The organism is uncultured Aggregatibacter sp. (genome assembly GCF_901873365.1).
Classification (GTDB): Bacteria; Pseudomonadota; Gammaproteobacteria; order Enterobacterales; family Pasteurellaceae; genus Aggregatibacter.
The window spans coordinates 1-22,733 of sequence record NZ_CABFLM010000064.1; the positions used below are offsets into that span (position 1 = coordinate 1).

Annotated in this window: 22 protein-coding genes; 14 read left to right on the forward strand and 8 right to left on the reverse strand. The window is 44.8% G+C overall.

Going from position 1 to position 22,733, the window contains the following annotated elements; all coding sequences use genetic code 11:
- Positions 1-809, reverse strand: an 809-nt coding sequence (locus QZ106_RS05420) for a 1,4-dihydroxy-2-naphthoate polyprenyltransferase (protein WP_295975267.1), incomplete at its 3' end; no start/stop codon positions are given.
- Positions 810-919: 110 nt separating this feature from the next.
- On the opposite strand from QZ106_RS05420, the gene tsaA reads away from it, so the two are divergent.
- Complete coding sequence (gene tsaA / locus QZ106_RS05425) at positions 920-1,657, forward strand: tRNA (N6-threonylcarbamoyladenosine(37)-N6)-methyltransferase TrmO (RefSeq protein ID WP_295975270.1); 738 nt, start codon at positions 920-922, stop codon at positions 1,655-1,657.
- A gap of 70 nt (positions 1,658-1,727) precedes the next feature.
- Here the strand turns inward: tsaA and QZ106_RS05430 are convergent, their stop codons facing one another.
- Positions 1,728-2,114 carry a Cu(I)-responsive transcriptional regulator gene (locus QZ106_RS05430; RefSeq protein ID WP_295975273.1) on the reverse strand — a complete coding sequence of 129 codons (387 nt, stop codon included), beginning with the start codon at positions 2,112-2,114 and terminating at the stop codon, positions 1,728-1,730.
- Positions 2,115-2,204: 90 nt separating this feature from the next.
- Here QZ106_RS05430 and QZ106_RS05435 point away from each other — a divergent pair, with 90 nt between their 5' ends.
- The 4 genes from QZ106_RS05435 (at position 2,205) to ndk (ending at position 6,651) form a co-directional block, all read left to right on the forward strand.
- On the forward strand, positions 2,205-2,417 hold the full coding sequence (locus QZ106_RS05435) for a heavy-metal-associated domain-containing protein (protein ID WP_295975275.1): 213 nt from the start codon (positions 2,205-2,207) through the stop codon (positions 2,415-2,417).
- 247 nt (positions 2,418-2,664) lie between these two features.
- On the forward strand, positions 2,665-4,824 hold the full coding sequence (locus tag QZ106_RS05440; RefSeq protein ID WP_295975278.1) for a cation-translocating P-type ATPase: 2,160 nt from the start codon (positions 2,665-2,667) through the stop codon (positions 4,822-4,824).
- Between the two features lie 88 nt (positions 4,825-4,912).
- A complete protein-coding gene (gene pepB / locus QZ106_RS05445; RefSeq protein WP_295975281.1) occupies positions 4,913-6,220 on the forward strand; it encodes an aminopeptidase PepB in 1,308 nt (435 codons plus the stop codon).
- A gap of 11 nt (positions 6,221-6,231) precedes the next feature.
- Entirely contained in the window at positions 6,232-6,651 is a 420-nt protein-coding gene (gene ndk, locus QZ106_RS05450; RefSeq protein WP_295975284.1) for a nucleoside-diphosphate kinase, read from the forward strand.
- Between the two features lie 80 nt (positions 6,652-6,731).
- Here the strand turns inward: ndk and QZ106_RS05455 are convergent, their stop codons facing one another.
- On the reverse strand, positions 6,732-6,992 hold the full coding sequence (locus QZ106_RS05455) for a GrxA family glutaredoxin (RefSeq protein ID WP_295975287.1): 261 nt from the start codon (positions 6,990-6,992) through the stop codon (positions 6,732-6,734).
- A gap of 203 nt (positions 6,993-7,195) precedes the next feature.
- Between QZ106_RS05455 and QZ106_RS05460 the strand changes: the two genes are divergently transcribed.
- Positions 7,196-8,113 carry a RimK family alpha-L-glutamate ligase gene (locus QZ106_RS05460; RefSeq protein WP_295975289.1) on the forward strand — a complete coding sequence of 306 codons (918 nt, stop codon included), beginning with the start codon at positions 7,196-7,198 and terminating at the stop codon, positions 8,111-8,113.
- Positions 8,110-8,649 carry an alpha/beta hydrolase YcfP gene (gene ycfP, locus QZ106_RS05465; protein ID WP_295975291.1) on the forward strand — a complete coding sequence of 180 codons (540 nt, stop codon included), beginning with the start codon at positions 8,110-8,112 and terminating at the stop codon, positions 8,647-8,649. The genes QZ106_RS05460 and ycfP overlap by 4 nt, the downstream gene beginning before the upstream one ends.
- Before the next feature lie 96 nt (positions 8,650-8,745).
- Here ycfP and mreD read toward each other — a convergent pair whose 3' ends face one another.
- From mreD to QZ106_RS05480, 3 genes are all read right to left on the reverse strand, one after another.
- On the reverse strand, positions 8,746-9,234 hold the full coding sequence (mreD, locus tag QZ106_RS05470) for a rod shape-determining protein MreD (protein WP_295975293.1): 489 nt from the start codon (positions 9,232-9,234) through the stop codon (positions 8,746-8,748).
- Entirely contained in the window at positions 9,234-10,289 is a 1,056-nt protein-coding gene (gene mreC / locus QZ106_RS05475) for a rod shape-determining protein MreC (protein WP_295975295.1), read from the reverse strand. The genes mreD and mreC overlap by 1 nt, the downstream gene beginning before the upstream one ends.
- 176 nt (positions 10,290-10,465) lie before the next feature.
- Positions 10,466-11,521, reverse strand: a complete 1,056-nt coding sequence (locus tag QZ106_RS05480) for a rod shape-determining protein (RefSeq protein ID WP_021615733.1) — start codon at positions 11,519-11,521, stop codon at positions 10,466-10,468.
- Between the two features lie 225 nt (positions 11,522-11,746).
- Between QZ106_RS05480 and QZ106_RS05485 the strand changes: the two genes are divergently transcribed.
- The 5 genes from QZ106_RS05485 to leuD all read left to right on the forward strand — a co-directional run bounded on the left by QZ106_RS05485 (position 11,747) and on the right by leuD (position 19,086).
- Complete coding sequence (locus QZ106_RS05485; RefSeq protein ID WP_295975301.1) at positions 11,747-13,531, forward strand: ABC transporter ATP-binding protein/permease; 1,785 nt, start codon at positions 11,747-11,749, stop codon at positions 13,529-13,531.
- Between the two features lie 515 nt (positions 13,532-14,046).
- On the forward strand, positions 14,047-15,594 hold the full coding sequence (leuA, locus tag QZ106_RS05490; protein ID WP_295975304.1) for a 2-isopropylmalate synthase: 1,548 nt from the start codon (positions 14,047-14,049) through the stop codon (positions 15,592-15,594).
- Positions 15,595-15,773: 179 nt separating this feature from the next.
- Positions 15,774-16,850, forward strand: a complete 1,077-nt coding sequence (gene leuB / locus QZ106_RS05495) for a 3-isopropylmalate dehydrogenase (RefSeq protein WP_295975307.1) — start codon at positions 15,774-15,776, stop codon at positions 16,848-16,850.
- A 198-nt stretch (positions 16,851-17,048) separates the two neighbouring features.
- Positions 17,049-18,458, forward strand: a complete 1,410-nt coding sequence (gene leuC, locus QZ106_RS05500; protein WP_295975310.1) for a 3-isopropylmalate dehydratase large subunit — start codon at positions 17,049-17,051, stop codon at positions 18,456-18,458.
- Positions 18,459-18,483: 25 nt separating this feature from the next.
- Complete coding sequence (gene leuD, locus QZ106_RS05505) at positions 18,484-19,086, forward strand: 3-isopropylmalate dehydratase small subunit (protein ID WP_295975311.1); 603 nt, start codon at positions 18,484-18,486, stop codon at positions 19,084-19,086.
- 97 nt (positions 19,087-19,183) lie between these two features.
- Here leuD and QZ106_RS05510 read toward each other — a convergent pair whose 3' ends face one another.
- Together QZ106_RS05510 and mtr are read right to left on the reverse strand one after the other, a co-directional pair.
- Complete coding sequence (locus QZ106_RS05510) at positions 19,184-19,936, reverse strand: bifunctional 2-polyprenyl-6-hydroxyphenol methylase/3-demethylubiquinol 3-O-methyltransferase UbiG (RefSeq protein WP_295975314.1); 753 nt, start codon at positions 19,934-19,936, stop codon at positions 19,184-19,186.
- A gap of 1 nt (position 19,937) precedes the next feature.
- Positions 19,938-21,182: a tryptophan permease gene (mtr, locus tag QZ106_RS05515; RefSeq protein WP_295975317.1), complete on the reverse strand. Its 1,245-nt coding sequence runs from the start codon at positions 21,180-21,182 to the stop codon at positions 19,938-19,940.
- Positions 21,183-21,336: 154 nt separating this feature from the next.
- Here mtr and ppa point away from each other — a divergent pair, with 154 nt between their 5' ends.
- Both ppa and QZ106_RS05525 read left to right on the forward strand, forming a co-directional pair.
- Entirely contained in the window at positions 21,337-21,864 is a 528-nt protein-coding gene (gene ppa, locus QZ106_RS05520) for an inorganic diphosphatase (RefSeq protein WP_006716839.1), read from the forward strand.
- 69 nt (positions 21,865-21,933) lie between these two features.
- Complete coding sequence (locus QZ106_RS05525; RefSeq protein ID WP_295975324.1) at positions 21,934-22,704, forward strand: M48 family metallopeptidase; 771 nt, start codon at positions 21,934-21,936, stop codon at positions 22,702-22,704.
- The last annotated feature ends 29 nt before the right edge of the window (positions 22,705-22,733 follow it).

Below are 22,733 nucleotides of genomic sequence, written 5' to 3' on the forward strand. Positions count from 1 at the left end.
TGAGAGAAAACAAAATAAGCATGTTTGAACAAGAGCGGATAAGTGAGCAAAAAGACGAAGCTCAACGGATTACGCAAATGCATGAGGGCAAACAAGAGATAAAACAAGGCGGCGATAGAAAGCAGCACGCAATGATAAATCCGCCCATTATGTGGTCCTAAGCGTACGGCAAGGGTGTTTTTGCCTGCTTTGCGATCTTGTTCAATATCACGCAAGTTATTGATATTTAATACGGCTGTCGCAAGTAATCCGCTGGCAATGGCAGGCAGTAAAATGACAGCCGAGAAATCATGTACTTGCAGATAATAGGTGCCGCCGATGCCTAATAATCCAAAGAAAATTAACACGGAAATATCGCCTAAGCCTAAATAACCGTAAGGCTTGCTGCCCACGGTGTAGGTGATGGCCGCGACAATCGCCAATACACCGAGAAGGGAAAAGGCGATTAAATCGCTCACATTTTGGTAAGCCATGCCGATTAAGAGCGCGCCACAAAGGAAACTTAGGGCGATCATCACATAAAGCCCTTTTTTCAGTTGTGCCGCAGAAATCGCGCCTTGTTGAATGCCGCGTAATGGGCCGATGCGTTCTGCCGTGTCGGAGCCTTTTTGGTGATCACCGTAATCATTGGCGAAGTTGGAGAGAATTTGCAGAAATAACGTGGTGAGTAAACATAACACCGTGATTCCCCAATGGAAACTGCCCGCCCAATAGGCAAGCGCTGAACCGGTTAAAATGGTTGCCAAGGCTAACGGCAGGGTTTTTGGACGCGCTGTTTCAATCCACATTTTTATTGTCTTTTTTGTCATAATGGCTACTCGAATAACGAAAAATAAGGCGATTTTTTACCGCACTTTTAGCTAAAATAGGCGCCATTCTACAAGGTTATTTTGCAGATTTTAACTATTTTAAGGAAAATATGTCCGATTCTCTCACATTGCAGCCCATTGCGGTGATTCATACACCTTACAAAGAAAAGTTTTCCGTACCGCGTCAACCCAATTTAGTGCAGGATGGCACCGGCATTGTCGAATTGTTGCCGCCCTATAACCAAGCGGAAGCCGTCCGCGGTTTAGAACAATTCAGCCACCTTTGGCTGATTTTTCAATTTGATCAAATCCCGCAAGGCAAATGGCATCCTACTGTGCGCCCGCCACGTTTAGGCGGCAATCAACGGGTTGGCGTGTTTGCCTCGCGTTCTACGCATCGCCCGAATCCTCTTGGTTTATCCAAAGTCGAATTGCGCCACATAGAATGTAAAAACGGCAAGGTGTTGTTACATCTCGGTGCCGTGGATTTAGTGGATGGCACGCCCATTTTCGACATCAAACCTTATCTGGCTTATGCCGACAGTGAGCCTGACGCGATTTCCGGTTTCGCTCAAAGCGAACCGAAACCGTTGCTGCACGTAGAATTTACTGCAGAAGCGGAAAGTGCGGTCAAAAAACACAGCAAAAATCGACCGCACTTACAACGTTTTATTACCGAAGTGATCCAACAAGATCCCCGCCCTGCCTATCAACAAGGCAAAGCCACTGATCGCCTTTACGGCATTTCGTTGTATGACTTGAATGTGAAATGGCGGATTAAAGCGGAGAGTGTGGATGTGGCGGAAATCGTGCAAATTGAAACCTTAATAAATCATCAGGAAGATTAATCTGCGAACTTTTTGACGTGTATTTCTGATGCGAAATATTTTAAATTTTTACCGCACTTTTTTCACATGTCTATTCACTGAGTCCCGCCAAAATCGAACATTCCGGGCAGTCGTTGCCTTGGCAGTTGTCATGCCAGCGTTGGAGTTCAGCCACCATTTTTTGTAGTGCCTGAATTTGTGTGTTGAGGGTTTCGATATGTTTTGCCGTAAGTTGCTTCACTTCACGGCTGTTGCGATGCGGGTTGTCTTGTAATTCAAGTAATTGGGCGATTTGTTGCAGGGAAAAGCCCACGTCTCGTGAGTGGCGGATAAAACGCAAACGGGCGAGATCGTTTTCTTCATAGTAGCGATAACCTGAAAGGGTGCGTGTGCCGGCTTTGAGTAAGCCTCGTTTTTCGTAATCACGGATTTGTTTAGCAGATAAGCCGGTGAGTTTGGCTGCTTGACTGATATTCATAAAAAGTGTTTGACCTTAACCTAACGTTAAGGTTTATAGTAATCTCACCGACAAAAATCGGCAAGGTTTAACTTAACAAAGGAGCAAATGATGCAAAACGTAACTTTAAAAATTGATGGCATGACCTGTGGTGGTTGTGTGAAAAGCGTGACTCGCGTATTGAGCGAATTGGACGGTGTGACGCAAGCAGATGTCAGTTTGGAAAACGCGCAAGCGGTCGTGAGTTTTGATGAAAATAAAGTGCAATCGGCAGTGTTGGTGGAAGCCGTGGAAGATGCCGGGTTTGATGCGGCAGTGGTATGAGTTTTGTTTATTGCTTATTCATTGATGGCGGCGTCTCCTGATACAGCCTTTTGATTATTGCTTTGTTGTAAGCACGCGTCGGGAGACGCGCGCTATCCGGGTCTTCTGACGTGCGCTATGATTATGAATAAGCACAAGCGTGGACGCTTGCGCTAGCCGTTGTGCTAGCTGTCATTTAATATCGATGATAAAAAATATTTCCAAAACCCACCGCACTTTTCCGTGAAGAAAGTAAAAAGAGGATGTTATGCAAAAAGTCTCCATTCAAATTGGCGGCATGACGTGTCAGTCGTGCGCCAGTCGGATTGAAAAGGTGTTGAATAAAAAGGATTTTGTGCAACAAGCCGGCGTCAATTTCGCCAGTGAAGAAGCACAGGTTACTTTTGATGAAAAGCAAACTTCCGTTGAACAACTGATCCAAATTATTCAAAAAACCGGTTTCACGGCTCAATTAAAGCAAGAACAGGCAGCGTTGCCGCAAGCGCGTAACATCTCGTGGCGTTTGATTTTGTTGTGGCTGATTAACGTGCCGTTTTTAATCGGTATGCTCGGCATGATGCTGGGACGACATGATTGGATGTTGCCGCCAATGTGGCAAATGGTATTAGCCACGATTGTGCAATTCGGTTTGGCGATTCCCTTCTACAAAAGCGCTTGGGGCAGTATTAAAGGCGGGTTAGCGAATATGGATGTGTTGGTCACCCTTGGCACGCTCACCATTTATTTTTATTCCGTCTTTATGCTGTTTTATCTGCCGCATATGAGCCACGATCATGGTTCGGCAAATATTTATTTTGAAGCCTCCGTCATGGTGTTGGGTTTTGTGAGTTTGGGAAAATTCTTAGAAGATCGCACTAAAAAACACAGCCTAAACAGCCTGGGGTTATTGTTACAGCTGACACCCAAACAAGTACGCGTGCAACGTAACGGCGAGTGGCAAACCGTGCCGTTAAATGAAATCCAAGTGGGCGAATTGTTGCGTGCTAACCAAGGCGAACGCATTGCGGCGGATGGCGTGGTGGAAGAGGGAGCGGGTTGGTGTGATGAAAGTCATTTAACCGGTGAATCGCTGCCTGAAATGAAAAAATCGGGAAGCCACGTGTTAGCCGGCGCGATGGTAACAGATGGTAGTTTGGTTTATCGCTCGCAACAGCTTGGCAGCCAAACGTTGCTCGGCGATATGATGAATGCCCTTTCTGAAGCGCAAGGCAGCAAAGCGCCCATCGCCCGTTTTGCCGACAAAGTGGCGGCAGTGTTCGTGCCAACGGTAATAGGCATTGCCTTGCTGACGTTTTTACTTACTTGGTGGATTCAGCAAGATGTGGTCACGGCGTTGATTCATGGGGTTGCTGTGTTAGTGATTGCCTGCCCTTGTGCCTTAGGCTTGGCGACACCTGCGGCGATCATGGTGGGTATGGGCAAAGCCGTGAAACAAGGCATTTGGTTTAAAGATGCTGCCGCTATGGAAGAAGCCGCCCATGTGAATGCGGTGGTATTGGACAAAACCGGCACGCTCACAGAAGGTAAACCGCAAGTGGTCGCTTTTTGGCAGGCGCAAAGTGCGGTCTATTCTGAAGATGAAATTTATGCGTTGGCGGCCGCTATTGAACAAAGCGCGACACATCCGCTGGCAAAAGCCCTTGTGCAAGCCGCGATGGCAAAAAATGTGGCGTTGCCTGCAGTGCAACATATTCAGGCAGAGGTGGGGCAAGGGATTCAAGGAGAAATTGAACATCTCGGCACGGTGAAAGTGGGGAAACCTGCCTATTGCGGTTTGACCTTACCGAACGATCTTGAGCCGGTGTGGCAGATCGCCAGCATTGTGGCGGTTGCCGTAAACGATGAGCCCGTTGCCGCGTTTGCCTTAGCAGATGCCTTAAAACCGGACAGTCAAAAGGCAATTCAGCGTTTGCAAGCGAACAATATCAATGTCTATATCATGAGTGGCGATAATCCGAACGTGGTGCAATACATTGCTAACCAGCTTGGGATTCAACATGCGCAGGGCAATATGTCGCCACGCGATAAAGCAAGTGCGGTCAAACTTCTCCAAGAAAATGGCAACGTGGTTGCTATGGTGGGGGATGGGGTGAATGACGCGCCGGCACTCACAGCCGCCAATGTAAGTTTTGCCATGCATGATGGTGCAGATGTGGCGCAACACAGTGCGTCGGCAACCCTGATGCAGCATTCGGTCAATCAGTTGGTGGATGCTTTATTGATTTCCCGCGCGACCTTGAAAAACATTAAACAAAATTTGTTTTTTGCCTTTATTTATAATGTGTTGGGCATTCCGCTAGCCGCCTTTGGGTTGCTCAGTCCGGTGATTGCCGGCGCGGCAATGGCGATGAGTTCGATTTCCGTGTTAAGCAATGCGTTACGCTTGAAAAAGGCGAAAATGACATAACCACAATGGCTTAGCATAAAAACGTAACGAATCTCGCTAAAAACTGCTATATTACAAGCCGTTATTCTCAATATTTAAAGGAGAAATTATGTCTATGCAAGTTTTGCTTTCAAACCAACCGGCCTCGGCGGTTTGGGGAGAAAAGGCATTAATCAGTTTTAATGAAGATAAAGCGACCCTTCATTTAACTGATTTTTCCGACCGCACTTCTGTGCAAAAAGCGGCACGCAAATTACAAAATCAGGGGATTTCTGATGTTGCGTTAAGCGGGGAAGGCTGGCAATTGGAAAGTTGTTGGGCGTTTTATCAAGGTTTTTACAATGCGAAAAAGCAGTTTAAACTCCAGTTTCCGGCGTTATCTGCGGAGCAACAACAAGAATTGAATCACCGTATTCAATGTGGCGATTTCGTACGTGAAATCATTAATCTGCCGGCAGCCATTTTAACGCCGGAAGAGCTTGCCCAACGTGCCGCGAAGTTTATCGGGCAAATAGCAGAGCAAGCTGCGAAGCAAAGTGCGGTCAGTTTTTCCATCGTTTCTCGAGAAGCCTTGCTGGAACGGGGGTATCACGGTTTATGGCAAGTGGGTAAAGGCTCGCAAAATCTTCCCGCCATGTTGCAGTTGGATTTCAACCCGACAGGCAATCCGGAAGCGCCGGTGTTGGCTTGTTTAGTGGGTAAAGGTATTACGTTTGACAGTGGTGGTTACAGCATTAAACCGAGCGATGGCATGAGCACCATGCGTACGGATATGGGTGGCGCCGCGTTATTGACGGGGGCATTAGGCTTGGCGATTTTGCGTGGTTTAAATCAACGGGTGAAATTATTCCTTTGTTGCGCAGAAAACTTGGTGAGTAGCCGCGCCTTTAAATTGGGCGATATCATTCAATATCGTAACGGTGTCAGCGTAGAAATTCTTAATACGGATGCCGAAGGGCGATTGGTGTTGGCGGATGGTTTAATTGATGCAGATGCCGAACAGCCTCAATTTATCGTAGATTGTGCGACCTTAACCGGTGCGGCAAAAGTGGCGGTGGGCAATGATTATCACAGCGTGCTATCCATGGATGATCAGTTGGTTGCTGATTTATTCCACGCTGCCGAGCAAGAACAAGAGCCATTTTGGCGTTTGCCGTTTGCAGAGTTGCACCGCGGACAAATTAAAACGGCTTTCGCTGACATTGCCAATATCGGCACAGTTCCGGTGGGCGCAGGTGCGAGCACCGCAACGGCATTTTTATCTTATTTCGTGAAAAATTATCAACAACATTGGTTACACATTGATTGTTCCGCCACCTATCGCAAAACCCCAAGCGACTTATGGGCGACCGGTGCGACCGGTATCGGCGTGCAAACCCTTGCCAATTTATTATTAGCTAAAGCAAAACAACAGTAAGAGGATGTGAAATGAGCTTACAACGAACCTTATCTATTATTAAACCGGATGCCGTAAAGCGTCATTTAATCGGCGCGATTTTGGCACGCTTTGAGCAACAGGGATTCAATATTGCTGCCGCGAAAATGGTTCAGTTGAACAGAGAACAAGCAGAAGGCTTTTACGCCGAACACCAAGGCAAGCCTTTTTTTGAGTCATTAGTGGAATACATGATTTCAGCGCCGGTATTCGTGAGCGTGTTAGAAAAAGAAAATGCCGTGCAAGATTACCGCACTTTAATGGGAACGACCAATCCTGAAACGGCAGCAGAAGGCACGATTCGTCGTGATTTTGCCTTAAACCAACGGGAAAACTCCGTGCATGGTTCCGATAGCCCGGAAAGCGCGGCGCGTGAGATTGCTTATTTCTTTGCTGCGGAAGAAATTTTTTAATATTGCATGACGGTCAACCCAAAGAAAAACGGATTAGCTTATTAGGCTAATCCGTTTTTTATCCGTGTGGATAAAATCACTTATTCCACGCCAAATCGTTCACGCACGAAAGCTTGAAAGTCAGTGCAGCCTCCAATTGGTTTTTCATCCACTAAAATTTGCGGGACGGTTTGCACCGGTTTACCGATAATTTTTGCAATATCCTCTTTGCTCATGCCCTGTTCGATAATATCGATATAACGATAATCAAAATCCGCGAATGAATTTTTTAGCTTTTCGGCTAATGCTTTGGCGCGTACGCAGTACGGGCAGCTTAGGCGACCATAAATAGTTACAAACATGATGTTTCCTTTTGTCTTGTCAATAAATGCGCTGATTTTATAGCGGATGAATAAAAGAATAAAGAGTTCGCCAAGCGTTTGAGGTAGAATGCTGTTAATTTTAGCAATAGGTAAATGAATCTAATTTGCTATGTGATTGAGGCTTTTATCCTCATCGGAGAAAAAGCCGGTGAGAATTAAATACAGTAAAAAAAACAAGACTTATGAAACTATTAATGTTGTGCCGTGAGCCGCGTTTGTATAGCTGTCGGCGTTTAAAACAGGCGGCGGAAGAAAACGGTCATCACATGGATATTCTCGATCCGAATCGTTGTTTAATAAAACTCCAAAAAAAACCACCGCACTTTGCGCTTTATTATCAGCCGGATGTGGAAAGCACGCCTTATCTGTTACCCCAATATGATGCGGTATTACCTCGCTTTGGTACCGGCAGTATGCAAATGGGTTGTGCGGTGTTGCATTATTTTCAGGCGTTAAATGTGCCTTGTTTGAATCATGCTGATGGTTTTGCGAAAGCGCGTGATAAATGGTTGAGTTTGCAGTTATTACTGGCGAATGGCATTGCCGTGCCAACCTCGTTGCTTGGTGGGCTGGAAACCAATGCGAATGATGCCGTACAGCATATTGGCGCACCGATTATTTTGAAAACCTTGAGTGGTTCGCAAGGGATTGGCGTGGTGCTCGCAGAACGACCACAAAGTGCGGTCAGTATGTTGGAAACATTAAAGCAGGCAAATGTGCCGACGTTAGCACAGGAATTTATTGCAGAAGCGCAAGGTGCCGATTTACGTTGTTTTGTGGTAGGAGAACGCATTGTCGCGGCGATGCAACGCATTGGGCAAGGTGGCGAATTTCGCGCAAATTGCCATCGTGGTGCCAACGCAGAAAAAGTCATCTTAACCGAACAGGAAAAACACATTGCCTTAAACGCAACGAAAGTGCTAGGCTTAGATGTGGCTGGCGTGGATTTAATCCGTTCAGCCAACGGCCCATTGGTGTTGGAAGTGAATGCCAGCCCGGGGCTTGAGATGATCGAGAAAACCAGTGGCATTGATATTGCCTTGCAAATGATCTTACATTTAGAACAAAAGCATCGTCATCAGGTTGGAGTAATGAAATGATTATTTATTTACACGGTTTTGATTCTAGTAGTCCGGGTAATCATGAAAAAGTTTTACAGCTAAAATTCATCGATGATGACGTTCGCTTTATTAATTACAGCACATTGCATCCGCGCCATGATATGCAATTTCTTTTAAATGAAGTGCATAAATTGGTCTCCGAATCGAAAGACAGAAATCCCTTAATTTGTGGTGTCGGGCTTGGCGGGTATTGGGCGGAACGCATTGGTTTTTTGTGTGGCATTAAGCAGGCGATTTTCAACCCGAATTTATTTCCGCAGGAAAATATGGGAGGCAAGATCGATCGCCCGGAAGAATATGAAGACATTGCCACCAAGTGCGTGGAAGATTTCCGTTTGAAAAATAAAGGTCGCTGTTTGGTGTTCTTGTCGGTGGAAGACGGTGTTTTAGATTCCCAACGTAGCGCAGAGGTATTATCGCCTTATTATGAGGTGATTTGGGATGCCGTAGAAACGCACAAATTCAAGCAGATTTCGCATCATTTGCAAAAAATAAATGCGTTTAAAGAAAGTTGATTTATGAATCACAACAAAAGGGAGCTATTAAGCTCCCTTTTCGTTATGACGTTTATCATGATGGATGTGCATTGCCTTGTTAAGCGTCAAGGTAGGTTAACTTAATCCTAGACGACGGCGGAGGCTTCTAAGGAGTAAAAATAACCACGGCCATAAAAGACCGCTAATCATGGCACCAAAAATCTCTCGCCAATCAAAGGTGGCGCGATGCACTAAAAATTCAATTAAGAAGATGCTAAAACGGATCGCAAAGACAAAGAAAATCACCAGCAAGCTTTGCATCCAAAGTGAAAGATTACGAAAAACAAGGTGATTTTTGGTAATTAAGTAGGCAAAGATAGACAACACCAGTGCGTGCGCACCCAAGATCGTGCCTAATACCACATCCCACAGAATACCAATCATAAATGCCCAACCAATACTTACACGGTTGGGAATCGACAATCCCCAATACATGAAAATCAACACGACCCACGCCGGTTTCACACTTTGAAAACCATTAGGCCACGGCATGATTTCCATCACCAAGGCAAGTAGAAATATTGCGGTTAACGCAATGTATTTAAAAACAACACGACTTTGCATTAATCCTCCTCCCTTGGCGATTTATCCTCTACTGGCACGGCTTCTACAGGATTTTCATGGGGTGCCTCTGTCGGCAAATCCGATGTCGCTTCTGAAGGTGTCTGTTCTGCCGGTGGAACATCAGGAACAAGAGCTTTTTTCACTTTTTGTGCTTCATTGCCTTGTGTCGCTAATCGTTGCTCAACCGCTTTACGCACATCTGCCGGTGTGATTGGGCTTGCTTTTCGTGTATCTTCATTTGTCGGCCACAGCAATAAGACGTAGCGTAATTTATCAATAAAGGCTAATGGCTTGGCGGTGACCGTAGCAAAATAATTTTGTCCGTCACGCGATACCGATTCGACAATCGCAACCGGATAACCTTCTAGAAATCGTCCGCCGAGTCCTGATGTCACCAATAAATCACCCTTTTCAATATCGACTGAACGAGGCACATTATCTAATGTTAATTCATCATTATGCCCGGTGCCACTGGCAATCATGCGCACGTCATTGCGCAACACTTGAACTGGAATAGAATGGGCGATATCCGTAATTAATAACACTCGGCTGGTATGCTCGCCCACCGAAATAATTTGCCCGACCACGCCTTTTTCATCAATTACTGGCTGACCAATATAAGCGCCATCTTTTTCGCCTTGATTAATCACCACTTGTTGGCGATAAATATCGGTTTCCGCCGTCAGAACTTCAGCAATTTTCTTATATTCATCAATCCGTAGTGGCGAATTTAGGAGCAGTCGCAAACGTTGGTTTTCGACTTTTAATTGATCCAGCAATAAAAGATCCGCGTTTTTTTCTCGTAATTGATCTTTTAATGCTTTATTTTCGATTTGCAATTTATTGGTATCGACCAAATTATCGGAAACCCCATCCAACACCGTGCGTGGCGTATTGGCTAAATAATACAATCCGCCAACAGCCGTTTCTAACAATGAACGGGCTTGAATCATCGTTGTCGTTTGTCTATCTGAGGCAATTAATCCTAATGAGGCAATGACAGCGAGAAAAAGCTTGAGTCCTAAAGGCGGGGTTTTTCCAAAAATAGGCTTCATGATAAGAGCATTCCTCAAAACAAAAGTGCGGTCAATATCAACGGCAATGCCGGTCAGTTAAGCAACAGGCCGGCATTAAGAGATAATTATGTTTTATCGTATGAAACGATTTACCCGGTGATTAACATTGTCTGGGTAAAAACATCAAAATGATTCACCGCACTTTTTAAACATGATTAGATTTCTTCACTAAAAATGTCGCCACCGTGCATATCAATCATATCCAATGCCTCACCACCACCGCGTGCAACACATGTAAGTGGCTCATCAGCAACAATGGTCGGCACACCGGATTCTTTGGAAAGTAACACATCAATATTACGCAATAACGCACCACCGCCGGTTAGAACCATGCCACGTTCAAAAATGTCCGCAGCGTGCTCCGGTTGACATTCTTCCAAGGCAGTTCGTACTGCCGCCACAATGCCACTTAACGGTTGTTGAATAGCTTCTAAAACATCTTTTGACGTTAACGTAAAGGAGCGTGGCGCACCTTCCGCAATGTTGGATCCGTGCACTTCCATTTCTTTAATTTCGTCACCGTCTTGAATGTAGGCGGTACCGATTTCCTGTTTAATGCGTTCTGCGGTCGGCTCCCCGATAATCGAACCAAAATTTTTGCGCACATAGGTCACAATCGCTTCATCAAAGCGGTCACCCCCAATACGCACGGAAGAAGAATACACGATGCCGTTCAAGGAAATCACCGCAACTTCGGTCGTACCGCCACCAATATCAATCACCATGGAACCGATAGCGGTGGAAACCGGCAACTTCGCCCCAATCGCTGCCGCCATCGGTTCTTCGATTAAATAGACCTCACGTGCACCGGCACCAATGGCAGATTCTCTGATCGCACGACGTTCTACTTGCGTTGCGCCTGCCGGCACGCAAATCAATACACGTGGACTTGGGCGCATGAAATTGCCGCTATGTACCTGTTTAATAAAATATTGCAGCATTTTTTCGGTCACGAAGAAATCGGCAATAACACCGTCTTTCATCGGACGAATCGCTTCAATGCTTTTTGGCGTACGACCTAACATTTGTTTCGCTTCGCGACCCACTGCCGCAATACTTTTCAGCGAGCCACTGCGATCTCGGCGAATCGCCACCACAGAAGGTTCATCCAACACGATGCCTTGCCCTTTAACGTAAATCAACGTATTTGCTGTACCGAGGTCAATAGAAAGATCATTAGAGAATAAACCGCGAATTTTTTTAAATAACATATGTGTTCCACTAATTTGTATTAATCATGGCTCTTTTGAGCGTTAAAAAAATTGGGCTAAATTTACCAAAAAATGGGCGTTGATAACAGAAAATTTTAGCCTAATCACACAAAAATCTTCGCATTGAAAGAATACGCTTGCGGTGTTGTTCATATCTTCATCATCTTCTTGATTTGATCAAAACACCGTGTAAACTTACCGCACTTTTGTCTATGGGAATACGTTATGGATTATACTCAAGAGATCATTACCTCTTCACTTTGGATCGTCCGCACACTGGCGCTCACGGTTATTTTTTTCAGTCTCGGCATTTTTCTATTAGTTCGCCTGACCCATTGGGGCAAACAATTTTGGATGTTTGCCGGCGGTTATCTTTCGCCAAAACGCAGCATTAAACCATTATTATTCTTCGTCTTGATCGTGACCCTCACCCTCTTTAGTGTACGTCTGAGCTTGGTGCATTCCACGTGGTATAACAATATGTACACCGCATTGCAGGAATTTAACCAAACCGTCTTTTGGGAGCAGATGATTTTGTTCTGTTTTATTGCCGGCTTTTCTGTGGCAGCCGCACTTATCAGCTATTATTTAAACCAGCGCTTTTCCATTAACTGGATTGAATGGCTAAATACTGAACTCTTAGAAAAGTGGATGGATAAGCGGGCTTATTATAAAAGCCAATACATCGGCAACAATCTCGATAACCCGGATCAACGGATTCAACAAGACATACAATCTTATGTAAAAACCACGCTTTCCCTCAGCACTGGTGTGATTGATGCCGTGACCTCCATGATTTCTTACACGATTTTATTGTGGGGCTTAGCCGGACCAATGACCTTGCTAGGTATAGAAATTCCGCGCGCTATGGTCTATTTAGTATTCGCTTATGTGATTTTCACCACGCTGATTGCTTTCTGGCTTGGTAAACCGTTAATTCGCCTTAACTTCGCGAACGAAAAATTAAACGCGAATTACCGTTATTCCTTAATCCGTGTTAAAGAATATGCGGAAAGCATTGCATTCTACGCCGGTGAAAAAGTGGAAAAAAGTCGGTTATACAAACAATTCCGCGCCGTTATCGATAACATGTGGGATATCGTCTTCCGAGCCCTAAAATTCTCCGGATTCAACTTGGTGATCAGTCAGATTTCCGTGGTCTTCCCATTACTTATTCAAGTGGGCCGCTATTTTGAAAAACAAATTAAATTGGGCGATCTGATGCAAACCTTGCAAGTCTTTGGCAAGTTGCATTCCAATCTTTCTTTCTTCCGTAACACCTACGACAGTTTCGCCGAATACAAAGCCACGTTAGACCGTTTAACCGGCTTTCACTACAGCGTCGAAGCCGCGCAAAAACAAAGTAAAACCGACATTACTGATCACCCTACGGATGTGATTTTCCAACACCTTAGCGTGAAATCGCCTATGGGCAAAATCTTAATTAAAGATTTAAATCTCACCTTAACACAAGGGAATTCGTTATTAATTCAAGGTCAATCCGGTGTCGGGAAAACTACCTTATTACGCACCATTGCCGGTTTATGGTCTTATGCAGAAGGCAAAATATTCTGCCCGCAACACAATACCTTATTCTTGTCGCAACGCCCTTATTTGCCACAAGGCAATTTACTCACCGCGCTCTATTATCCGGATACCACTGAAAACGTGGATTTGGCTAAGATCACGCGGGTATTGGAACAGGTTCAATTAGCCCATTTACAGGATCGTTTAGAACAGGAACAAGACTGGAGCCGCATTCTCTCTCTTGGCGAACAACAACGCTTGGCATTTGCCCGTTTGTTACTACACAAACCGAAAGTTGCTTTCCTTGATGAAGCCAGCGCCAGCTTAGACGAAGGCATGGAACACGCCATGTATCGCTTAATTCGTGAAGAATTGCCAAATACCACCATTATCAGCGTGGGGCATCGTTCTACCCTCGTGCCACTACATCAGCAGCAATTAGAATTGCACACGGATGGAAGTTGGGTATTTAATCCCCATTAATGGCTACAAGGTTCGCCTCTAAAGTGCGGTGATTTTTCGATGTCTTTAAAAACATTGAAAAAACACACCGCACTTTTTTTTAGATTTAAACTAAAAAAAGTCGATTTTTTCAGTAAATAAATTTCTATCAGAATAAAAACTGGCTTTAAACAGCAAGGTTAGAATATTTCTCTAAGATCTATGCTTAACACAAAGTTTATCTCTTACTAAATTTCATAAAATCGGCAAAAACAGAGAGAATATGCTGATTTATCATTTGACAGACTAGCTTAAATCCGTAATATGTGACGCACGTTTACAGATTTTTATACACTAGGATTTTTCATGTTTCATACTGTTTCTTTCTCCCTCAACCTGCTGCTCTCACATGCTTTGTGCGGCTAAGTTGTGGATGAAAAACAGTCAAATGTAAAACCCTCAAAATTTAAACCCGCACTCTACTTTGCGGGTTTTTTCGTTTTAAAAATACCGTAAAAAATGACCGCACTTTGAGTGATTGAAAGAAGGAAAATGTTATGACAGATCGCGTTATTATTTTTGATACCACCTTGCGTGATGGCGAGCAAGCGTTAAAAGCAAGCTTAACCGTTAAAGAGAAATTACAGATTGCTTTAGCACTTGAACGTTTAGGCGTGGATGTGATGGAGGTCGGTTTCCCGGTTTCTTCTCAAGGCGATTTTGAATCTGTGCAAACTATCGCACGCCATATCAAAAATAGTCGTGTTGCGGCACTTTCCCGAGCGGTAGATAAAGACATTGACGCGGCGTATGAAGCCTTAAAAGTGGCGGAAGCTTTCCGTATTCACACTTTTATCGCGAGCTCTGCATTACACGTTGAAGCGAAATTAAAACGCACCTTTGACGATGTAGCTGAAATGGCGGTGGCAGCAGTGAAACGCGCACGTAACTACACTGACGATGTGGAATTTTCTTGCGAAGATGCAGGACGCACCGGTATCGACAATATCTGCCGCATTGTGGAAGCGGCAATCAACGCCGGCGCCACCACCGTCAATATTCCCGATACTGTGGGCTACTGCTTGCCAACAGAGTACGGCAACATCATCGCCCAAGTGCGCAACCGCGTACCGAATATCGACAAAGCCATTATTTCCGTGCACTGCCACAATGACTTAGGCATGGCAACCGCCAACTCTTTAACCGCCGTACAAAATGGTGCACGCCAAATTGAATGTACCATCAACGGCATCGGCGAGCGTGCAGGCAACACTGCCTTAGAAGAAGTGGTGATGGCAATGAAAGTTCGTCAAGAATTTATGGGGGTGGATACACGCATCAACACGCAAGAAATTCATCGCGTCAGCCAAATGGTCAGCCAGCTTTGCAATATGCCGATTCAGCCGAACAAAGCCATTGTCGGCTCAAACGCCTTTGCGCATTCGTCCGGTATTCACCAAGACGGTATGTTGAAAAACAAAAACACCTACGAAATCATGTCTCCGGAAACTATCGGTTTGAAGAAAGAGAAATTGAACCTAACCGCGCGTTCCGGCCGTGCGGCGGTGAAAGGCCACATGACCGACATGGGCTACACCGAACAAGATTACGACTTGGATAAATTGTATGATGCCTTCTTGAAATTGGCGGACAAAAAAGGCCAAGTGTTCGATTATGACTTGGAAGCCTTGGCGTTCATTGATATGCAACAAGGCGATGAAGATCGTTTGGTGTTAGATAAACTTTCAGCGCATTCAACGAAGGAATACCCAGCAACAGCCTTTGTTCAATTGAAGTTGGATGGCAAAAAATTAAGTACGTCTTCAATTGGCGGTAACGGCCCGGTGGATGCGGTTTACAATGCGATTTTGAATTTAACCGGCTTAGAGATCAAAATGTCTCACTATAACTTAACCGCCAAAGGCGAAGGCGCAGAAGCCTTAGGTCAGGTGGACATTGTGGTGGAACACGAAGGCCGTAAATTCCACGGTGTTGGTTTGGCGACAGATATCGTTGAATCCTCTGCGTTGGCGTTAGTGCATGCGATTAATGCCATTTATCGCGCGCATAAAGTGGCAGATATTAAGAATCATAAACATCATTAATCTATCGAGTTCCCCTCTTTAGCAAAGAGGGGTTAGGAGAGATTTAGCAGAAGTAACATCAACCTCAGTGGTGAATTTTATATCGTTAAAATCTCCCCCCAGCTCCTCTTTACAAAAGAGGGGAGAAAATATGAAGAAAATTAACCGCACTTTTGTGTGAAAAAAATAGGAAAAACAATATGCAATCATATAACATCGCCGTTCTACCGGGAGACGGTATCGGTCCGGAAGTCATGGCGGAAGCCATTAAAGTATTAAACAAAGTCCAAGAAAAATTCGGTTTTAAACTTAATTTCAACGAGTTTTATGTGGGTGGTGCTGCAATCGATAATTGCGGTTGCCCATTACCGGCAGATACCCTAAAAGGCTGTGAAGAGGCCGATGCGATTTTATTCGGTTCTGTAGGTGGGCCAAAATGGACAAACTTACCACCGGATCAACAACCGGAACGCGGTGCATTGTTGCCATTGCGTAAACATTTCAAATTATTCTGTAACCTTCGCCCGGCAACTCTTTATAAAGGATTGGAGAAATTCTGTCCGTTACGAGCAGACATCGCAGCGAAAGGGTTTGATATGGTGGTTGTGCGAGAATTAACGGGCGGGATTTATTTCGGTCAGCCTAAAGGTCGCGAAGGCGAAGGCGCACAAACCAAAGCATTCGATACCGAAGTTTATTACAAATATGAAATCGAGCGCATTGCACGTGCTGCTTTTGATGCGGCAATGAAACGTCGTAAACACGTGACTTCTGTGGATAAAGCGAACGTATTACAAGCTTCAATCTTATGGCGTGAAACCGTGACTGAAGTGGCGAAAGACTACCCTGAAGTCACCTTGGATCATATTTATATCGACAACGCGACCATGCAACTTATCAAAGCACCGGAATCTTTCGATGTGCTCCTCTGTTCCAATATTTTCGGCGATATTATTTCTGATGAAGCGGCAATGATCACCGGTTCCATGGGCATGTTGCCATCGGCTAGCTTAAATGAAGAAGGCTTTGGTTTATATGAACCGGCTGGCGGTTCTGCCCCTGATATCGCCGGCAAAGGCATTGCCAACCCAATCGCACAAATTCTTTCTGCGGCGATGATGTTGCGTTACAGCTTCGACTTAAACGAAGCCGCGGATGCCATTGAAAATGCGGTACAAAAAGTCTTAGCAAATGGTCACCGTACCGGTGATCTAGCCGATGACTCAGCCCCTGTTTCAACTGCGGAAATGGGTACATTGATTGCTGACGCAATTTAAGTCGCAATCGATAGCGCGCGTCTCCCGACGCGTGCTTATATAAATAAAATTAGGGCACGCGTCAGGAGACGCGCGCCATCAATGTGGGAGTCTAGTTATCTGGTACAGCCCCAAAAAAAATTAAAGTGCGGTTTAAAAACACAGTCAAATTTGACCGCACTTACTCTAACAAAAGCCCCTAACGAATTGAGAAAAATTATGGCAAAAACTCTTTATGAAAAATTATTCGATGCCCATGTGGTGTATGAAGCCGAAGGCGAAACGCCGATTTTGTATATCAACCGTCATTTAATCCATGAAGTGACCAGTCCACAAGCCTTTGACGGTTTGCGTGTTGCAGGCCGTCAAGTGCGTCAAGTGAGCAAAACCTTCGGTACTATGGATCACAGTATTTCTACCCAAGTACGCGATGTCAATAAACTTGAAGGCCAAGCGAAAATTCAAGTGTTGGAGCTTGCAAAAAACACGAAAGCGACCGGTATTCAATTATTCGACATGACCACGAAAGAACAAGGTATCGTGCATGTGATGGGACCGGAACAAGGCTTAACTTTGCCAGGTATGACGATCGTCTGCGGTGACTCTCATACCGCTACCCACGGTGCTTTTGGTGCCTTAGCATTTGGTATTGGCACCTCCGAAGTAGAACACGTTTTAGCCACACAAACCTTAAAACAAGCTCGCGCAAAAAGCATGAAAATTGAAGTGCGCGGCAAAGTCGCTCCGGGCATTACCGCAAAAGATATTATTCTTGCCATTATCGGTAAAACCACCATGGCAGGCGGTACAGGTCACGTGGTGGAATTCTGTGGCGAAGCGATTCGTGATCTTTCCATGGAAGGCAGAATGACTGTTTGTAATATGGCGATTGAAATGGGTGCGAAAGCCGGCTTAATCGCACCAGATGAAACCACTTTCGACTATTTAAAAGGCCGTCCACACGCACCGAAAGGTAAAGATTGGGATGATGCAGTCGCTTATTGGAAAACATTAAAATCCGATGATGATGCGAAATTTGACACTGTCATCACATTAGAAGCCAAAGATATTGCACCGCAAGTCACTTGGGGAACAAACCCGGGACAAGTAATCGGTATCGATCAACGCGTACCAAATCCAGCAGAAATGACCGATCCCGTGACTCGTGCCTCTGCTGAAAAAGCCTTGACTTATATTGGCTTAGAAGCTAACGCTGATTTAAAAGAAATCCCGGTGGATCAAGTGTTTATCGGTTCTTGCACCAATGCGCGTATCGAAGACTTACGCGCTGCAGCAGCGGTGATGAAAGGTCGCAAAAAAGCCGATAACGTAAAACGCATTTTAGTGGTACCGGGTTCCGGTTTAGTGAAAGAACAAGCGGAAAAAGAAGGCTTGGATAAAATCTTTATTGAAGCGGGGGCTGAATGGCGTAATCCGGGCTGCTCAATGTGCTTAGGGATGAACGATGACCGGTTGGGCGAATGGGAACGTTGTGCCTCCACTTCGAATCGTAACTTTGAAGGTCGCCAAGGCCGTAACGGACGTACCCACTTGGTGAGCCCTGCCATGGCTGCCGCAGCAGGAATGTTCGGTAAATTCGTTGATATTCGTGACGTAACATTAAACTAAGGCCACAAGAAGAGGAAAAAGAAAAATGGCAGGATTTAAACAACTTTCAGGCTTAGTAGTGCCATTGGATGCCGCGAATGTGGACACAGATGCGATTATTCCAAAACAATTTTTACAAGCCATTACCCGCGTAGGTTTCGGCAAACACTTATTCCATGAATGGCGTTATTTGGATGTAGAAGGCACCAATCCGAATCCGGAATTTGTGCTGAATTACCCACAATATCAGGGGGCGACTATTTTATTAGCACGCAAAAACCTCGGCTGTGGTTCTTCGCGTGAACACGCCCCTTGGGCATTAGCCGATTATGGTTTCAAAGTGATGATCGCACCCAGTTTCGCGGATATTTTCTATAACAATAGCTTGAATAATCATATGTTACCAATTCGTTTAAGCGAAGAGGAAGTGGAAGAAATCTTCCAATGGATATGGGCAAATGAGGGCAAACAAATCCATGTAGATTTGGAGGCGATGACAGTCACCGTAGGCGACAAAGTTTATACCTTTGAACTCGATGAATTCCGCCGTCATTGTTTGTTAAACGGCTTAGATAATATCGGTTTAACCCTTCAACACGAAGACAAAATCGCAGAATACGAAAGCAAAATTCCGGCATTCTTGCGTTAACTTTTTATCACTCGGAAAGCAGATATTTTCTGCGCTAAAAGGCGGACAAATTGTCCGCCTTCTTTTCTCAAAAAACACATCAAAAACCGACCGCACTTTATGTGTTTTTTCTCGCCTTAACAAACAATAACACCGGGCGATGTTGTAAATCTTTAAATTCATCCTGCCATTGTGGTTGGTCTGCAAGCATGGGCTCCGCCATTTGCTCAATGTGAAAACCGGCGGAAATCAAATTGTTGATGATGGTCGCCGTGGTGCGGTGGTAGGTAGTGAAAGGTTGTTTAAACCAGTTGCGTTGGCGTTCGCCTTCATCCCGATAGAAATTCAGACGATAGGCGAGTTGGCGTTTTTGCGCGTCTTTTTCCCAACGCTCACCGCCTTGATAACAAGTCACAATGGGATGCTCTTGAGAGAAAACCAATTGTCCGTTTGGTTTCAGTTTGTCATAAATTTTTGCTAATAAGGCAGGAAAATCCTGCACATAATGAAAAGCAAAGGAACCGGTGATTAAATCAAAACCGCCCTCATTTAACTGTTCTAAACGTTCCATGGGGGCTTGCTCCAGTAAAAAGTGCGGTCGAAATTCGGCGAGATTTTTTGCTGCCTGCTGCAACATGGCTTGAGATAAATCGATGCCGGCAACAAACGCCGCGCCCCGTTCTAAATAGAGCTTGAGATGTTCTCCGCAACCACAGCCTAAATCTAAAATACGCTTACCCGACACATCACCGACTAAGCCCAACATAGTGGGCTTTTCGACGATTTCATTTAAGCTGTTCGGGTTGCTACGCAGTTTCTGATACAGGTCGAAAAAACCGTCCTTGTCATACACGCTTTGCTTGTCTTGCATATTATCCTTTGAAGTCGGCAATCCAACCAAACTGCAATGCCACTTGTGCGAAGATATTCAATAACCCGAATAAAATCACGAAATACACCATGAAGTTGCCGCCGTGTACACGATAGGTGGCATTCGGGAATTTTTTGCGGCTGGCTTTTGCCAACAACGCCGGCACGATGGCTGCCCAAATCGTAGCGGCTAAACCCGCGTAACCGATGGCAATAACGAAACCAAATGGGAATTGCAAACTCAGCAATAATGGCGGCAGGAAAGTGACTAATGTCGTTTTCGTGCGTCCTAAGCGGCTGTCATCAAATTTACACAAGTCAGCGATGTAATCGAATAAGCCTAAGGTGACACCAAGGAAAGAACTGGCGATGGCCATGTAGGCAAAGAAATTCAAAATAATCCCGATGTAATCGGTTTGGATGTATTTATTCAAGGCTTCTAGCAAGGCCGCCACATCACCGCCTTTGGCAATCACCGGTGCAAACTCGGTGCGCGGTAAGTTACCTTGAACGGCAAGCTGCCACAAAATATAAATAATCAACGCCAAACCGGTGCCAAGGAAAATGGATTTCATCACGCGCTTCCCGTCACGATCATAGTATTTCACCAAACTCGGGACGTTGCCGTGGAAACCGAACGACACCAAACACACCGGAAGTGCGGTCAAAATATAAGGTAAATATTGCTGTTCGCCCTGTGCCATGGTGTTAAGCAACACATCGGCTTTCACCGAACTCAACAAACCGGAGGTGGAAAGGAAGAAAGAAATGATCATACCGGCAATTAACACCGTACTAAAACGGTCAACTGCTTTAGTAGAAAACCACACAAACGCCGCCAACACAAAACAGAAAATCAAAGAGCCTGCAGTGCGTCCCACTTCCACGTTTTCACCTAACTGATTCAGGAAACTTTCCGTAATGCTGCCGCCGGAAGTGATGTAAGCATAAGTAAGAATGTAAAGCACAAAGGCGACAGACAAACCATTAATCACATTCCAGCCTTTGCCTAATAAATCGGTCACAATCGTATCGAAACTGGCGCCGGTGGGATAATGCAAATTGGCTTCCAAAATCATTAAGCCCGACGTAGTCATACAAAACCAAGTATAAATCAAAATCGCAATAGCGCCGAAAAACCAAACACCGGCAGTAGAAGTTGGATTGGCAAGCATACCTGCACCAATTGCCGTACCTGCAATAATCATTGCGCCACCGAGTAAGGAAGGGCGTTTTTGTGTTGTCATTGTAAAATCCTCTCTCAAAAAATTTGGACTATTATAATAGTACAGTAACAAAAGACAACCGGATTTTATCATGTCATTTTCCCACAACTCGACAAATGAAGCCGATTACCGCTATAATTGCAACGTTTATTTAACTCACAAGAAGGAATAACAAATGGGCTTAGAAAGCGTACCGGCAGGTAAAGAATTACCAGATGACATCTATGTTGTTATTGAAATCCCTGCAAACTCTGATCCAATCAAATACGAAGTAGATAAAGAAACCGGCACATTATTTGTGGACCGTTTCATGGCAACCGCAATGTTCTATCCGGCAAACTACGGTTATGTGAACAATACCTTATCTTCTGACGGCGACCCGGTTGACGTATTAGTGCCAACACCGTATCCGTTACAACCTGGCTCCGTTATTCGTTGCCGTCCGGTAGGCGTGTTGAAAATGACCGATGAAGCCGGTGGCGATGCGAAAGTCGTTGCGGTACCGCACACGAAATTAAGCAAAGAATACGACCACATCAAAGACGTAGGCGATTTACCGGAATTATTAAAAGCACAAATTAAACACTTCTTCGAAAGCTACAAAGCGTTAGAAGCAGGTAAATGGGTGAAAGTTGAAGGATGGGAAGGCGTTGACGCAGCGCGCAAAGAAATCCTTGATTCATTTGAACGTGCGAAAAAATAATAAAATTCTAGACAGACCGCGCTTTTAAGGTGCGGTCTTTTTTACACACAAATCTATGAGGGAAAATTTATGTTCAAATTTGCTAAAACATTAACACTCGTCTCTATCGTCGGTATTTTAACAGCTTGTGCAGATTCTGCCTCAATTAACCAACAAGCGGCGATGGGCTATCGTGATATGATTAACGAAGCCAAATCCCAAAATCAAATTGACAGCAACTCCAAAACAGCGAAACGCGTACACAAAATTTTCAACAAAATGGTGCCGTATGCAAATCGCGAAAACCAAACCGGACAAGCCTTTGACTGGCAAATTGAAGTAATTAAATCGAAAGAACTTAATGCTTGGGCAATGCCGGGTGGTAAAATGGCGTTTTATACCGGCTTAGTGGAAACTTTAAACCTCACAGATGATGAAATTGCGACTGTGATGGGGCATGAAATGGCGCACGCCTTAAAAGAACATGGTAAAAAGAAAACTAACCTTAGCCAATTTACCAATGTGATTGCCAACGTTGCCCAAACGGCATTAGCAACACAAATCGGTTCTGACAGTAGCTCCATTGTTGTAGGCTTAGCAAAAGACTGGGGCTTGGATAAACCTTATTCTCGCAGTGCCGAAACCGAAGCGGATGAAGTGGGGTTATTCTTAATGGCGAAATCCGGCTATAACCCGGAAGCCGCGCCGGGTTTATGGGATAAAATGCAAAAAGCCTCAACAGGCTCACAAGGCATTTTAGACAAATTAAGTTCAACACACCCAAGTGATAAAGATCGCCAAGCAAACTTATTACGTCTAATGCCGCAAGCCTTGGCACTGTATAAACAAAATAAAGGGTAATCGACATAGTATCTCTATGAAAGCTTATT

Coding starts and splice junctions, on each gene's coding strand:
- tsaA (WP_295975270.1), top strand. CDS start 920: ATGTCCGATTCTCTCACATTGCAGCCCATTGCGGTGATTCATACACCT.
- QZ106_RS05430 (WP_295975273.1), bottom strand. CDS start 2,114: ATGAATATCAGTCAAGCAGCCAAACTCACCGGCTTATCTGCTAAACAA.
- QZ106_RS05435 (WP_295975275.1), top strand. CDS start 2,205: ATGCAAAACGTAACTTTAAAAATTGATGGCATGACCTGTGGTGGTTGT.
- QZ106_RS05440 (WP_295975278.1), top strand. CDS start 2,665: ATGCAAAAAGTCTCCATTCAAATTGGCGGCATGACGTGTCAGTCGTGC.
- pepB (WP_295975281.1), top strand. CDS start 4,913: ATGTCTATGCAAGTTTTGCTTTCAAACCAACCGGCCTCGGCGGTTTGG.
- ndk (WP_295975284.1), top strand. CDS start 6,232: ATGAGCTTACAACGAACCTTATCTATTATTAAACCGGATGCCGTAAAG.
- QZ106_RS05455 (WP_295975287.1), bottom strand. CDS start 6,992: ATGTTTGTAACTATTTATGGTCGCCTAAGCTGCCCGTACTGCGTACGC.
- QZ106_RS05460 (WP_295975289.1), top strand. CDS start 7,196: ATGAAACTATTAATGTTGTGCCGTGAGCCGCGTTTGTATAGCTGTCGG.
- ycfP (WP_295975291.1), top strand. CDS start 8,110: ATGATTATTTATTTACACGGTTTTGATTCTAGTAGTCCGGGTAATCAT.
- mreD (WP_295975293.1), bottom strand. CDS start 9,234: ATGCAAAGTCGTGTTGTTTTTAAATACATTGCGTTAACCGCAATATTT.
- mreC (WP_295975295.1), bottom strand. CDS start 10,289: ATGAAGCCTATTTTTGGAAAAACCCCGCCTTTAGGACTCAAGCTTTTT.
- QZ106_RS05480 (WP_021615733.1), bottom strand. CDS start 11,521: ATGTTATTTAAAAAAATTCGCGGTTTATTCTCTAATGATCTTTCTATT.
- QZ106_RS05485 (WP_295975301.1), top strand. CDS start 11,747: ATGGATTATACTCAAGAGATCATTACCTCTTCACTTTGGATCGTCCGC.
- leuA (WP_295975304.1), top strand. CDS start 14,047: ATGACAGATCGCGTTATTATTTTTGATACCACCTTGCGTGATGGCGAG.
- leuB (WP_295975307.1), top strand. CDS start 15,774: ATGCAATCATATAACATCGCCGTTCTACCGGGAGACGGTATCGGTCCG.
- leuC (WP_295975310.1), top strand. CDS start 17,049: ATGGCAAAAACTCTTTATGAAAAATTATTCGATGCCCATGTGGTGTAT.
- leuD (WP_295975311.1), top strand. CDS start 18,484: ATGGCAGGATTTAAACAACTTTCAGGCTTAGTAGTGCCATTGGATGCC.
- QZ106_RS05510 (WP_295975314.1), bottom strand. CDS start 19,936: ATGCAAGACAAGCAAAGCGTGTATGACAAGGACGGTTTTTTCGACCTG.
- mtr (WP_295975317.1), bottom strand. CDS start 21,182: ATGACAACACAAAAACGCCCTTCCTTACTCGGTGGCGCAATGATTATT.
- ppa (WP_006716839.1), top strand. CDS start 21,337: ATGGGCTTAGAAAGCGTACCGGCAGGTAAAGAATTACCAGATGACATC.
- QZ106_RS05525 (WP_295975324.1), top strand. CDS start 21,934: ATGTTCAAATTTGCTAAAACATTAACACTCGTCTCTATCGTCGGTATT.